Source organism: Luteibacter sp., from assembly GCF_035539195.1.
Taxonomy (GTDB): domain Bacteria; phylum Pseudomonadota; class Gammaproteobacteria; order Xanthomonadales; family Rhodanobacteraceae; genus Luteibacter.
Genome location: NZ_DATLIW010000040.1, coordinates 163,294 through 176,224, shown reverse-complemented (window position 1 = coordinate 176,224; position 12,931 = coordinate 163,294). Strand labels below are relative to the sequence as shown.

Genomic DNA, 12,931 nt, shown 5'->3' with positions numbered 1-12,931 from the left:
GTGTGCGCTGTGTGCCCTGTGTGCCCTGTGTGCCCTGTGTGCTCTGTGTGGGAGCCGGCTGTGCCGGCGATGGCGCTGCGGCAATCTGGCTATCGCCGATGAATCGGCTCCTACAAAGAGCCTTGGCCTACCTCGGCGAACAGCCACTCGCGGAACACCATGGTCTCTTCGCGTGACGCGGCGTCACGGGCGATCGCGAGGTAATAGGTATGCCGCAGGGGTACGTCGACGCGGAACGGCTCGGCGAGGCGGCCCGCGGCCAGGTCGTAGGCAACGAGCAGGTCCTGCGCCAGCGCCACGCCCTGCCCTTCGATCGCCGCCTGCAGCATCATCGTGCCATCGCCGAAGCCCATGTCGCGCGAAACCACGGCACTCTCGATCCCCGCACGCTCGAACCACTGCTCCCAACTGACCGCCGAGGCCGCGCGCCGACCGGGCCGCTCGTGCAGCAACAGGTGGTCGGCGAGATCCGCCGGGCCGTGGATGCGATCGGCTAGGGACGGTGCGCAAACAGGCGTGTAAGCACTGGTGGCCAGGATCGACTGCTCGCTGCCGTCGCTGAGCCGGTCATCGATGGCGAGGTCCCATCCTCCTTCGTCGCCGCCATCGGTCACCACCTCGACGGCGATGTCGGGATGCTTCGAAAAGAAGCGGAATAGCCGCGGCACCAGCCATTTCGTACCGAAGGTCGGCGGCACGGAGACCCTCAACGAGGCGTTGCGCTCGCCCATGACCTGGTCCGTGGCGTGTTGCAGCGCACGAAACACGTCGCGAACGCGCGGGAAATAGTTCTCTCCGGCAGGCGTCAGGGTGAGGCGATTGTTGCTTCGCACAAAGAGCGCGACCCCCAGGTACGACTCGAGAAGTTTGACTTGCGCACTGACCGCCGCCGCCGTCAACGAGAGCTCTTCACCGGCCTTGGTGAAGCTCAGATGTTGCGCTGCAAGTTCGAAGACTCGCACGGCGTTGAGGGGTAACGAGCGCTTCATTGCGGACTCATTCAAAAAAACTTGGGGAAGCCCCGGAGAAATTCTAGTTTGCCTGTCTCGACAGGTGACGCCAATCATCCGTGGCGCTTTCGAACGGACCCGCGATGAACATCCTCACCATCGACACCGGCACTACCAATACCCGCGTCACCGTCTGGACCGACGGCGAGGTGGTCGCGCAGGCCGCGCGACAGGTCGGTGTGCGCGATACCGCGATCACCGGCAGCACGAAGAAACTTGAGGACGGCGTGCGCGAGACGATCGCCGAAGCCCTCACATCGGCGCGGATCGAGCGTGGCGATATCGGCCTGGCGGTAGCCTCCGGCATGATCACGTCGAATGTCGGGCTCTGCGAAATCCCGCACGTACCGGCGCCGGCCGGTATCGACGACATGGCCAGGGCCATGCGCGAGCACCGCGTCGAGAATGTCTGGCACGCGCCGATCTGGTTCGTGCCCGGCGTACGCAATGCCGTGGAGCATATCGGTCTGCACAACTGCGAGGCGATGGACATGATGCGCGGCGAAGAGGTCGAGTCTTTCGCGCTCATCGAACGCCTCGACCTCAACGAACCCACCGTCGTGGTGCTTCCCGGCTCGCATTCCAAGTTCGTCAGCATCGGCAAGGATCGCCGCATCGACGGCTGCGTGACGACGCTGGCCGGCGAACTGCTGCACGTGATCTCGCACGACACCATCCTCGCCGGTTCGCTGAAGGAAGGTTTCGCCAAACGGATCGATCCGGAGATGCTGCTGGCCGGCGCCGCGTCGGCGAAGAAGATCGGCCTGGGTCGCGCCTGCTTCAGCGTGCGGATCCTCGACCAGTTCGCCGTCTACGACGCCAATGCGCGGGCGAACTTCCTGCTCGGCGCCGTACTCGGCTCCGACCTGCTCACGCTCAAGAATTCCAGCGCGATCCGGATGAGTCCGGGTACGCGCTTCGTTGTCAGCGGCAAGCCGATCCTGCGAGAAGCGATCGCACGGCTGGTCGAAGGCGACGATTTCTTCTCCGGCACCATCACGGTGCTGGGCGATGACGAACAGCGCGACCTCGCGGGATACGGCGCCATCGCCGTGGCCCGTCGGCGCGGCCTGGTCGACTGAAAACAACGAGTCATTCGAGGAGGGACCGCATGAAGACGAAGATTGCCCTGGGCCTACGTGCCCTTGCCGTGGCGCTGGCCATGGCCTCCGCACCGACGTTCGCCGCCGACGAACCGATCAAGATCGGTTTCGTGGTCAAGCAGGCCGAGGAACCCTGGTTCCAGGACGAGTGGAAGTATGCCGAGCAGGCCGCGAAGGAAAAGGGCTTCACCCTGGTGAAGATCGCCGCGCCGGATGGCGGCACCGTACTCACCGCGATCGACAACCTGAAGTCGCAGCACGCGCAGGGCTTCATCATCTGCACGCCGGACGTGAAGCTCGGGCCCTCGATCGTGGCCAAGGCCAAGATCGACAACCTCAAGCTGATGACCGTCGACGACCGCCTCATCGACGGCTCGGGCAAGCCGATCGAAGCCGTGCCACACATGGGTATCTCGGCGAGCAAGATCGGCGAACAGGTCGGCCAGGCCATCGCCGACGAGATGAAGAAGCGCGGCTGGAAACCGGAAGAGACCGGCGCCCTGCGCATCTCCTACGACCAGCTGCCGACCGCGAAGGATCGTACCGACGGCGCCGTCGCCGCACTTACCGCGGCGGGTTTCCCGAAGGCCAACGTGATCAACGCGCCGGAAGCCAAGACCGATACCGAGAACGCCTTCAACGCGGCGAACATCGCGATCACGCAGAACCCGAAGTTCAAGCACTGGGTGGCGTTCGGCCTCAACGACGAAGCCGTGCTGGGCGCCGTGCGCGCCGCGGAGGGTCGCAATTTCCGCGCGGACAACGTCATCGGCGTGGGCATCGGCGGCAGCAAGTCGGCACTCAACGAGTTCGCCAAGGGCCAGCCCACCGGCTTCTTCGGCAGCGTGCTGATCAGCCCGAAGCGTCATGGCTATGAGACCTCGCTCAACATGTACGCCTGGATCAAGGACGGCAAGGCACCGCCGCCGCTGACCCTGACCACCGGCCGCCTGATCACGCGCGCCAATGCCGCCGATGTCCGCAAGGAAATGGGTCTTTGACGATGACCGACGCACCACGCCTGGAATTCCGGCATATCGGGAAAACCTTTCCGGGCGTGCGTGCGCTCGGTGATGTCGGCTTCGCCGTGCGCGCCGGTAGCGTGCATGGCCTGCTCGGTGAGAACGGGGCAGGCAAGTCCACGATGATGAAGATCCTCGGCGGGGAGTACATCCCCGACGAGGGCGAACTGGCCATCGACGGCCAGGTGCGGCATTTCCGCAAGGCGGCCGACGCGATCGCCTCGGGCGTAGCGGTGATCCATCAGGAACTCCAGTACGTACCGGAGCTTTCGGTGATGGAGAACCTGCTGATCGGTCGCCTGCCGACGCGATTTGGCCTGGTCGACCGTCGCAAGGCGCTGGCCTGGACTCGCGAGCGCCTCGATGCGCTCGGCGTGGATCTCGATCCGCGCGCGAAACTCAAGCAGCTCTCGATCGGCCAGCGCCAGATGGTGGAAATCGTCAAGGCGATCCTTCGCGATGCGAAGATCCTCGCCCTCGACGAGCCGACCAGCTCGCTGTCCCATCGCGAAACCGACGTCTTGTTCCGCCTCGTGCGCGACCTGCGTGCGCAGGGCAAGGCGATGATCTACATCTCGCATCGCCTCGACGAGATCTTCGAACTCTGCGATGCGGCGACGATCTTCCGCGACGGCCGCAAGGTCGCCGACTTCGATACGCTCGAAGGGGTGACCCGCGACCAGCTCGTGCAGCGCATGGTCGGCCGCGAGATCAGCGACATCTTCGGTTACCGCCCGCGTGAGCACGGCAAGGTGCGTCTCGCCGTGCAGGGCGTGACCGGACGTGCCGTGCCGGCACCGGTGAGCTTCGAGGTGAAGGCCGGCGAGATCGTCGGTTTCTTCGGCCTCGTCGGCGCGGGACGCAGCGAAGTCATGCGCGTGGTCTACGGCGCGGATCGCCGCACCGCGGGCACCGTGCAGGTGGATGGCGAGACGATCAAGGGCTCGCATATCCGCGATGCGATCCGGCACGGCCTGGTGTTCTGTCCCGAAGACCGCAAGGAAGACGGCATCATCGGCGTGCGCTCGGTCTCCGAGAACATCAACATCAGCGCGCGTCGCAACCATCTCGTCGCCGGCTTGTTCGTCAACGACCGCCACGAGGCGAAGACCGCCGATACCTATATCGATCGCTTGCGCATTCGCACGCCGAATCGTCGCCAGGAGATCCGCCTGCTCTCGGGCGGCAACCAGCAGAAGGCCGTGCTGTCGCGCTGGCTGGCCGAGAAAGACCTGCGCGTGCTGATCGTCGACGAGCCCACGCGCGGCATCGACGTGGGCGCGAAGAACGAGATCTACAACGTGCTCTACGAACTGGCCGACCGTGGCGTGGCCGTCGTGATGATTTCCAGCGAACTGCCCGAAGTGCTCGGTGTGTCCGACCGCGTGATCACCATGTGCCGCGGCCGGATCACCGCACAATTCAACCGCACCCAGGCGAACGAGGCGGACGTACTCGCCGCCGCGCTTCCCGAAGGCGCCAGCGCCACCCCGACGAGGAACACCTGAGCCATGACCGAGACCAACGCCGCCGCCATCGGTGCGAAACCAGCCGAAACGCCCGACGCGCGTCGTCGTGCCATGTTCTGGCGGATCGTCGACGACTACAGCCTGATCGGCATCTTCATCGTGCTGTTCGCGGTACTCAGCGCCACGGTGCAGTACTTCTTCTCGTGGGACAACATCGTCGGCCTTGCGCTGTCGGTCTCGCAGATCGGCATGGTCGCCTGCACCATGATGTTCTGCCTGGCCTCGCGTGATTTCGATCTCTCGGTCGGCTCCACAGTGGCCTTCGCCGGCGTGTGCTGCGCCATCGTCTCCAACGCCACCGGCAGCGTCGCCCTGGGCATCGCCGCGAGCCTGGTCGCCGGTGCGTTGATCGGCTTCGTCAATGGCGTGGTCATCGCCAAGCTGAACATCAACGCGCTGATCACCACGCTGGCCACCATGGAGATCGTCCGCGGCCTGGCCTTCATCACCTCGCAGGGCCAGGCGGTCGGCGTGACCAGCGAAGCCTTCTTCACCCTGGGTAGCGCCGAGCTGTTCGGGCTGCCGGTGCCGGTGTGGGTCACGCTGGCGTGCTTCGTGGTCTTCGGTGTCCTGCTCAACAAGACGATCTACGGCCGCAACACGCTGGCGATCGGCGGCAATCCGGACGCGGCACGCCTCGCCGGTGTCTCGGTCGACCGCGTGCGCATCGCCATTTTCCTGATCCAGGGCGTGGTCGCGGCACTGGCCGGCATCATCCTGGCCTCGCGCATGACCAGCGGCCAGCCGAACGCGGGCCAGGGGTTCGAGCTCAACGTGATCTCGGCCTGCGTGCTGGGTGGCGTGTCGCTCATGGGCGGCCGTGCGAGCATCAGCGGCGTGCTCGTTGGCGTTCTCATCATGGGCACCGTGCAGAATGCGATGAGTCTCATGAACATCGACGCTTTCTACCAGTACCTGGTTCGCGGCACGATCCTGCTGATCGCGGTGCTGGTGGACCAGCTCAAGAACCGCAGGCAATCCCGCTGATGACCAACGCTTTCATTCCCCTATCCCCGCATCGCCAGGAGCACGCCGAGGGCGTGATCTGGGACGACCTGACCGGCCTGGTCCGCTGGACCGACATCGGCGCCTCCCGCCTTTACGCGTACGACCCGACGACCGGGGCGACGACCGAGACCGCGTTGCCCGCACGCCTGTGCTGCTTCGCGCTGACGAACGAGCCTGGCGTGCTGCTGCTCGCCCTGGAGAAGCAGCTGGCCCGCTTCGACACGCGCAACCCCGGCGACCTCGTGGTGCTCGAGGACATCGAGCCGGAGTTGCCTGGTACGCGCGCCAACGACGGCCGCTGCGATCGCGGCGGCAACCTGATCTTCGGCACGCTCAACGAGCGCGGTCCCGAGCAACTCGCTTCGTTCTGGCGTTACTCGCGCGAGGGCAAGCTGTCCCGGCTCGCGCTGCCCAAGGCGGCGATCACCAACAGCATCTGCTTCAGTCCGGACGGCGAAACGATGTATTTCACCGATTCGCCGACGGCGAAGATCATGGCCTGCCGATACGACGCCGCCAGCGGCGAGGTGGAGCACATCCGCGAATTCGCCCAGCTCGACAAAGGCCACGAGCCGGACGGATCGACGGTCGACGCCGATGGCTTTCTCTGGAATGCCGAGTGGGGCGCATCCCGCGTGCGCCGCTACGCACCGGACGGTCGCGTCGACCTGGTGGTGGCACTTCCCGCGCGCCAGCCCAGCTGCGTCGCGTTTATCGGTCCCACGCTCGACCGCCTCGTCATCACGTCGGCCAGCAAGGGCCTCGACGACGCCGTCGTCGGCGCCGAGCCGCTGAACGGCGCCATCTTCATCGGCACGCCGGCGCGAGGACGCGGGCTGCCCGAGGCCCGCTACGGGCAAGGAGCCAAGGCATGACCCCTGCGACATACGCCGATCCGCGTACCACTCCCCTGCCGCGCCTGGCCGGCAAGATCGCCATCGTCACCGGCGCGACGCAGGGCATCGGCGCGGCCACGGCGAAGCTGTTCGCCGCCCACGGCGCGAAAGTCGTCCTCAACGTGCTCGAGGACAATGCCCAGGCCCGCGCCACCCTGGCCGACCTGCACACCGACGACGCCATGCTGTTCGAAGCCGATGTGACCGACCCGGCGGCCATCCAGCGCATGGTCGTCGCGGCGACCGAGCGCTTCGGGCCACCCGACGTGCTGGTGAACAACGCCGGCATCAACGTCTTCAACGACCCGCTGGCGCTCTCCGACGACGAATGGACGCGCTGCTTCGAGGTGGACCTCAAGGGCGCCTGGAACTGCGCCAAAGCGGTGCTGCCCGGCATGCTCGACATCGGCCGCGGCAGCATCGTCAACATCGCCTCCGTGCACGGGCACAAGATCATCCCCCACTGCTTCCCCTACCCGGTGGCCAAACACGGCCTGATCGGCCTGACCAAGGCCCTGGGCATCGAGTACGCGGCACACGGCATCCGCGTGAACTCGATTTCGCCGGGACTTATCCTGACCGCCATCGCCGAGGCCGGGTTCGCCGCCGCCGCCGATCCGGCCGCGGAACGGAAACGCCAGACGGATATCCTGCCGAACAAGCGGATCGGCGAACCGCAGGAGGTGGCTTACACTGCGTTGTTCCTCGCCTCCGACGAGGCGCGCTACATCAACGCCGCCGATATCCGTATCGACGGCGGCCGCTCACAGCTTTACCACGAGAACTGATATGGCCTGGCCCACCGCGCTACCGCTCATCGCCATCCTTCGGGGCATCACGCCCGAGGATGTCGTCGAGCATGTCGAGGCACTGCTGGAAGCCGGTTTCGACGCGATCGAGATCCCGCTCAATTCCCCGGACTGGCAGACGAGCATCCCGCTGGCGGTGCGTCAGGCGGGGGACCGCGCGCTCGTCGGCGCGGGCACCGTGCTCAGCGTGGATCTCGCGGGCCAGGTCGCCGATCTCGGCGGCCATCTCATGGTCACCCCGAACACCGATCCCGAGGTCATTCGCCATGCCCGCCGCCGCGGCCTCTATACCGCCATCGGCTTCATGACCCCGAGCGAGGCCTTCGCCGCCTTGGCCGCTGGCGCGCAATCGCTGAAACTGTTTCCGGCGTCCAACCTCGGTCCGTCGTACATCAAGGCCATCCGGGCGGTGTTGCCGCCCGACGTGCCACTGCTGGCCGTGGGCGGGGTGACGCCGGAGAATCTCGGCCAGTTCCTGGATGCCGGCTGCATCGGTGCCGGGCTCGGCGGCGACCTCTACAAGCCCGGTCAGCCCGTGTCGCGGACCCGCGAACGCGCCGCCGCCTTCGTCAAAGCCTATCGCTCGAACTGACCATGAAGATCACCAAGCTCACCACTTACCGCGTCCCGCCACGCTGGATGTTCCTCAAGCTCGAAACCGACGAGGGCGTCGTCGGCTGGGGCGAGCCGGTGATCGAAGGCCGTGCGCGGACGGTGGAAGCCGCCGTGTCGGAGCTCTCGGAGTTCGTCATCGGCAAGGACCCGTCGCGCATCAACGATCTCTGGCAGGCCATGTACCGCGGTGGCTTCTACCGCGGCGGTGCGGTGTTCATGAGCGCCATCGCGGGAATCGACCAGGCACTGTGGGACATCAAGGGCAAGGTGCTGAACGCCCCCGTGTTCGAACTGCTCGGCGGCCGCGTACGTGATCGCATGAAGACCTATTGCTGGGTCGGCGGCGATCGCCCGGCCGACGTGATCGCGCAAATCCGCGCGCGCATGGCACACGGCTTCGACACCTTCAAGATGAACGGCTGCGAGGAAATGAGCATCATCGCCTCGAGCAAGGCCGTCGATGCCGCTGTCGCTCGTGTCGCGGAAATTCGCGAAGCCTTCGGCAATACGATCGAGTTCGGCCTGGACTTCCATGGCCGCGTCTCCGCGCCGATGGCCAAGGTGCTCGTGAAGGAACTGGAACCCTTCCGTCCGCTCTTCATCGAAGAACCGGTGCTCGCCGAGCAGGCCGAGCACTACCCGCGTATCGCCGAACAGACCTCGATTCCCCTCGCCGCGGGCGAGCGCATGTATTCGCGCTACGAGTTCAAGCATGTGCTCGAGCGCGGTGGCATTTCCATCCTGCAACCGGATCTCTCGCACGCGGGCGGTATCACCGAATGCGTGAAGATCGCCGCGATGGCCGAAGCGTATGACGTCGCCCTGGCGCCGCATTGCCCACTGGGTCCGATCGCCCTGGCCGCCTGCCTGCACGTGGACTTCGTCAGCTGGAACGCCACACTGCAGGAACAGAGCATGGGCATCCATTACAACAAGGGCGGCGAAGTCCTCGACTACGTGCTCAACAAGGAGGCGCTCAAGCTCGACGACGGCGGTTATGCGCAGCCGTTCACCGGACCGGGCCTCGGTATCGAGGTGAACGAGGCGCTGGTGATCGAGCGCAGCCGCGAAGTGGCCGACTGGCGCAATCCGCTGTGGCGGCATATGGATGGTTCTGTCGCCGAGTGGTAAGAGCATCGCCGCTGAAGCGGCTCCCACATGAGCTAAGGGCATCGCCGCTGAAGCGGCTCCCACATGAGCTAAGGGGCATCGCCGCTGAAGCGGCTCCCACATACATCTTCTCCCACGGAAGGTGTGTGTGGGAGCCGCTTCAGCGGCGATAGCCAGTCAACGGGAAGGCTCAGGGTCGATGATTCGCACGTCACCAGGCCCGAGGCCATCCAGGCCATAGCCACCGACGGCCTCGCGGATCAGCCGCAGCGTCGGCAATCCAACAGCCGCTGTCATCCGCCGCACCTGGCGGTTGCGGCCCTCGCGCAGCACGATGCGCAGCCAGCGCTCAGGCACGGTCTTGCGGAAACGCACCGGCGGATCGCGCGGCCATAGCCACTCGGGCTCGTCGATCGCCTCCACACCGGCCGGCAAGGTGGGTCCGTCGTTAAGTGTCACGCCACGACGAAGACGCTCGAGGGCCTCTTCCGAGGGCAGGCCCTCGACCTGCACCACATACGTCTTCGGTTGCTTGTGCCTCGGATCCGCAAGGCGGTGCTGCAACTTGCCGTCGTCCGTCAGCAAGAGCAGGCCTTCGCTGTCGTGGTCCAGACGGCCCGCCGCGTAGACCCCCTTCTGCGGCACGAAGTCGGCCAGCGTGCGCCGGCCGGCTTCGTCGGTGAACTGGCAAAGCACACCAAAGGGCTTGTTCAGCGCGACCAGCACCTTACTTCGCGGAAGCGGGCTTCACGAAGCGGAGCGTCATGCGGTCCGACTCGCCGATGGCCTGCCACTTCGCCCTGTCCGTCTGGCCCATGTCGTAGGTCGGCGGCAGTGTCCACACGCCCTTCGGGTGGTTGTGGTCGTCCTTCGGGTTGGCGTTGATCTCGCTCTGCGCCTCCAGCTTGAACCCGGCATCGGTGGCGAGCTTGATCACGTAGTCGGTCGGCAGGTAGCCGGAGTTGACCACGTCGTCGAGCTTCTTGCCCGCCTCCGCCCGGTGGTCTTCCACGCCAAGTACGCCACCCGGTTTGAGCACGGTGAAGAACGATTTGAACATCGCCTCGGCGGTGCCGTCGGCTGCCCAGTTATGCACGTTGCGGAAGGTCAGGACCATGTCGGCCGAACCCGGGGCACCGAGCACCGGCGCCTTGTGGTTGAACTCGACAAGCTTGGCGTTGTCGTACTGGGCCGGCGCGAAGGAAAACTTCTTCGTCAGCGCGGCCGTGCCCTTCGAGCCGGCTTCGACCGCACCGATGTAATGGCCGTTGTCGTGCAGGAATGGCGCGAGGATCTCGGTGAACCAGCCACCCGAAGGCCAGATCTCGATCACGGTCATGTTCGGGCGGATGCCGAAGAAGGTGAGCATCTCCTTCGGGTGACGATACGGATCGCGCGCCTTGTTCTCCGGCGAGCGCCAGCTGCCGGCGATGGCCTTGTCCAGCTGCGAAGCCGTGAGCTGCCCGGCGCTGGCCGGTGGCGTGGCCTGGGCGGGCTGATCCACCTGGGCGGCGGCCAGGGACGCGAAGGAGGCGGTCAGACCGAGCAATCCAGCGCAGGCGAAAGCGAGCTTCTTCATGGCGTCACCGGGGTGTGGGGGATGTGGGCGGGAAGGCTAGCATGGGCCATGGGCGAAGACATGGTCCTCCCGGTGTTGAGATAACGCATACACTCTCTTGAGCATCATTGGCGTATCTCCCGCAGGCTCCCCGCATGACATTCCCCGCTCTACGCCCCGTCGCCGGCGCCGTTCTCCTTGCGCTGGGCGGCGTTGCCGCCGCGCAGGACGCACCGAAGCTCGCGCCGGTCGTGGTGACCGCGACGCGCACGGAGCAGACCCCGTACGACATCCCCGCGGCGATCGACGTCGTCGCCACGCCGCCCGATGGCAGCCTCGACGTCAACCTGTCGGAGCGCTTGCAGACCATTCCGGGCATCGTCGCGCGCGACCGGCAGAACTATGCGCAGGACGAACAGATCTCGATCCGCGGATTCGGCGCGCGCTCGACCTTCGGCATCCGCGGCATCCGTCTCTACACCGATGGCATTCCGGCCACGATGCCGGACGGCCAGGGACAGGTATCCCACTTCAACCTCGACTCCGCCGATCGCGTCGAGGTGCTGCGAGGGCCCTTCTCCGCGCTGTACGGCAATGCTTCCGGTGGCGTGGTGCAGTTGTTCACCGCCGACGGCACCGAGCCGCCCGAGCTGCGCTTCGGCATCGCCGGCGGCAGCAACGGCAACTTCCGCAGTTCCGTCAACGCGCGCGGCGTCGAGGGCCCGGTCGACTACAACGTCGACGTGAGCCACTTCCGCACCAGCGGTTATCGCGACCACAGTGCGGCCCGGCGCGAATCCGGCAACGCCAAGCTCGGCTGGAAGATCGACGACGACCGCAAGCTCACGCTGGTGCTGAACACGGTGGACGTGCCCGGTGCGCAGGATCCGCTCGGCCTGACCCGGGCTCAGTACCAGGCCAACCCGCGGCAGGTCGCCCCGGTGGCCGACACCTTCGACACGCGCAAGTCGGCCAACCAGCAACAGGCGGGCCTGGTCTACGACCAGCGTATCGACGATGCGAACAGCCTGCGCGTGATGACCTATGCCGGCCAGCGCGACATCACCCAGTACCTTTCCATCCCCAAGGCCACGCAGGTGTCGCAGCCGGGCAACTCCGGCGGCGTGGTGGACCTCGCCAGCCAGTACGGCGGCGGCGATGCGCGCTGGACCTGGCACGACACCCTCGCCGGCCGGCCATTCGAGATCGCCACCGGCATCGCCTACGACAACCAGCACCAGCATCGCCTGGGCTACAACAACTTCGAGGGCGCTACGCTGGGCGTGCGTGGCGACCTGCGCCGCGACGAAATCGACCGCGTGTTCGATGTCGACCAATACGCGCAGGCGACCTGGCGCGTGGCCGAGGACTGGACCTTCATGGGCGGCCTGCGGCATAGCGACGTGCACTTCAGCTCGACGGACCGCTACATCGCCGCGGGAAACCCCGACGACAGTGGCACGCAATCGTACAGCGCCACCACGCCTGTCTTCGGGGTGTTGTGGCGCGCGGCCACGTGGGCACACGTCTATGCGAACTGGGGCCGTGGCTTCGAGACGCCGACGTTCTCCGAGATCGGTTACCGCGCGGACAATGGCCCGGGCCTCGCCTTCGACCTGCAGCCCTCGCGCTCGCACAACGAAGAGGTCGGGATCAAGCTGCAGCCCTCCGATCGCACGCAGGCGGGTATCGCCTTGTTCCGTGCGGACAGCGACAACGAACTGGCGGTGGCGACCAATGTGGGCGGGCGCACCACGTACCAGAACATCGCGCGCTCGCGCCGGCAGGGCATCGAGGCGTCGTTCACTACCGAACTCGCCCGTCACCTGCACTTCCTTGCCGCGTATACGCACCTCCAGGCGAGTTTCCGCACGCCCTTCCTCACCTGCGCCTCGACCGGCTGCGCCACGCCCACTACGCCCGTGCAGGCGGGCACACGCATCCCTGGCGCACCGCGCTCCACCGGCTACGCGGCACTGAAGTACGGCGGCGACCGTGGCTGGCAGGGCAGCGTCGACGTGCAGACCATGGGCGCGACATCGGTCAACGACCTGGGCACCGAATCCGCACCGGGCTATGCCCTGTTCGGCCTCGCCGGCGGCTATGTGCTCGACCGGGGCCCGTGGCGCGTGAACACCTTCGCCCGGGTGGACAACCTCGCCGACCGGCATGTGATCGGTTCGGTGATCGTCAACGACGGCAATGGGCGCTACTACGAGCCGGCGCCCGGCCGAAGCCTCCTGGTCGGCGTGGACCTGACCTGGCGTTGAG

The 12,931-nt window shown here is 66.3% G+C and carries 12 protein-coding genes; 9 read left to right on the top strand and 3 right to left on the bottom strand.

Annotated elements, in window-relative coordinates; translation table 11 throughout:
* Positions 1-110: 110 nt before the first annotated feature.
* Positions 111-989, bottom strand: a complete 879-nt coding sequence (locus tag VM621_RS17995) for a LysR substrate-binding domain-containing protein (protein ID WP_325470338.1) — start codon at positions 987-989, stop codon at positions 111-113.
* Between the two features lie 104 nt (positions 990-1,093).
* Here VM621_RS17995 and VM621_RS17990 point away from each other — a divergent pair, with 104 nt between their 5' ends.
* The 8 genes from VM621_RS17990 to dgoD are packed head-to-tail and all read left to right on the top strand — an operon-like array spanning position 1,094 to position 9,123.
* Entirely contained in the window at positions 1,094-2,092 is a 999-nt protein-coding gene (locus VM621_RS17990) for a 2-dehydro-3-deoxygalactonokinase (RefSeq protein WP_325470337.1), read from the top strand.
* A gap of 29 nt (positions 2,093-2,121) precedes the next feature.
* Entirely contained in the window at positions 2,122-3,114 is a 993-nt protein-coding gene (locus VM621_RS17985) for an arabinose ABC transporter substrate-binding protein (RefSeq protein ID WP_325470336.1), read from the top strand.
* 2 nt (positions 3,115-3,116) lie between these two features.
* Positions 3,117-4,643, top strand: coding sequence for an L-arabinose ABC transporter ATP-binding protein AraG (araG, locus tag VM621_RS17980; protein WP_325470335.1), 1,527 nt, complete (start codon positions 3,117-3,119; stop codon positions 4,641-4,643).
* Positions 4,644-4,646: 3 nt separating this feature from the next.
* On the top strand, positions 4,647-5,651 hold the full coding sequence (araH, locus tag VM621_RS17975; protein ID WP_325470334.1) for an L-arabinose ABC transporter permease AraH: 1,005 nt from the start codon (positions 4,647-4,649) through the stop codon (positions 5,649-5,651).
* Positions 5,651-6,547, top strand: coding sequence for an SMP-30/gluconolactonase/LRE family protein (locus VM621_RS17970; protein ID WP_325470333.1), 897 nt, complete (start codon positions 5,651-5,653; stop codon positions 6,545-6,547). The genes araH and VM621_RS17970 overlap by 1 nt, the downstream gene beginning before the upstream one ends.
* Positions 6,544-7,356 carry an SDR family oxidoreductase gene (locus VM621_RS17965; protein ID WP_325470332.1) on the top strand — a complete coding sequence of 271 codons (813 nt, stop codon included), beginning with the start codon at positions 6,544-6,546 and terminating at the stop codon, positions 7,354-7,356. The genes VM621_RS17970 and VM621_RS17965 overlap by 4 nt, the downstream gene beginning before the upstream one ends.
* A 1-nt stretch (position 7,357) precedes the next feature.
* Complete coding sequence (locus VM621_RS17960) at positions 7,358-7,969, top strand: 2-dehydro-3-deoxy-6-phosphogalactonate aldolase (protein WP_325470331.1); 612 nt, start codon at positions 7,358-7,360, stop codon at positions 7,967-7,969.
* 2 nt (positions 7,970-7,971) lie between these two features.
* Positions 7,972-9,123 (top strand): galactonate dehydratase, encoded by a 1,152-nt coding sequence (gene dgoD, locus VM621_RS17955; protein ID WP_325470330.1) that lies wholly within the window; start codon positions 7,972-7,974, stop codon positions 9,121-9,123.
* Between the two features lie 156 nt (positions 9,124-9,279).
* Here dgoD and VM621_RS17950 read toward each other — a convergent pair whose 3' ends face one another.
* Together VM621_RS17950 and VM621_RS17945 are read right to left on the bottom strand one after the other, a co-directional pair.
* Positions 9,280-9,828: a pseudouridine synthase gene (locus tag VM621_RS17950; RefSeq protein WP_325470329.1), complete on the bottom strand. Its 549-nt coding sequence runs from the start codon at positions 9,826-9,828 to the stop codon at positions 9,280-9,282.
* Between the two features lies 1 nt (position 9,829).
* Entirely contained in the window at positions 9,830-10,681 is an 852-nt protein-coding gene (locus VM621_RS17945) for a methyltransferase (RefSeq protein ID WP_325470328.1), read from the bottom strand.
* A 134-nt stretch (positions 10,682-10,815) separates the two neighbouring features.
* Here VM621_RS17945 and VM621_RS17940 point away from each other — a divergent pair, with 134 nt between their 5' ends.
* Complete coding sequence (locus VM621_RS17940; protein WP_325470327.1) at positions 10,816-12,930, top strand: TonB-dependent receptor; 2,115 nt, start codon at positions 10,816-10,818, stop codon at positions 12,928-12,930.
* Position 12,931: the final 1 nt, after the last annotated feature.

Excerpts from the sequence above, each read along its gene's own strand:
- VM621_RS17960 (WP_325470331.1), top strand. The coding sequence starts at position 7,358 with ATGGCCTGGCCCACCGCGCTACCGCTCATCGCCATCCTTCGGGGCATC.
- VM621_RS17940 (WP_325470327.1), top strand. The coding sequence starts at position 10,816 with ATGACATTCCCCGCTCTACGCCCCGTCGCCGGCGCCGTTCTCCTTGCG.
- VM621_RS17985 (WP_325470336.1), top strand. The coding sequence starts at position 2,122 with ATGAAGACGAAGATTGCCCTGGGCCTACGTGCCCTTGCCGTGGCGCTG.
- VM621_RS17965 (WP_325470332.1), top strand. The coding sequence starts at position 6,544 with ATGACCCCTGCGACATACGCCGATCCGCGTACCACTCCCCTGCCGCGC.
- VM621_RS17990 (WP_325470337.1), top strand. The coding sequence starts at position 1,094 with ATGAACATCCTCACCATCGACACCGGCACTACCAATACCCGCGTCACC.
- VM621_RS17945 (WP_325470328.1), bottom strand. The coding sequence starts at position 10,681 with ATGAAGAAGCTCGCTTTCGCCTGCGCTGGATTGCTCGGTCTGACCGCC.
- VM621_RS17995 (WP_325470338.1), bottom strand. The coding sequence starts at position 989 with ATGAAGCGCTCGTTACCCCTCAACGCCGTGCGAGTCTTCGAACTTGCA.
- VM621_RS17970 (WP_325470333.1), top strand. The coding sequence starts at position 5,651 with ATGACCAACGCTTTCATTCCCCTATCCCCGCATCGCCAGGAGCACGCC.
- araG (WP_325470335.1), top strand. The coding sequence starts at position 3,117 with ATGACCGACGCACCACGCCTGGAATTCCGGCATATCGGGAAAACCTTT.
- dgoD (WP_325470330.1), top strand. The coding sequence starts at position 7,972 with ATGAAGATCACCAAGCTCACCACTTACCGCGTCCCGCCACGCTGGATG.
- araH (WP_325470334.1), top strand. The coding sequence starts at position 4,647 with ATGACCGAGACCAACGCCGCCGCCATCGGTGCGAAACCAGCCGAAACG.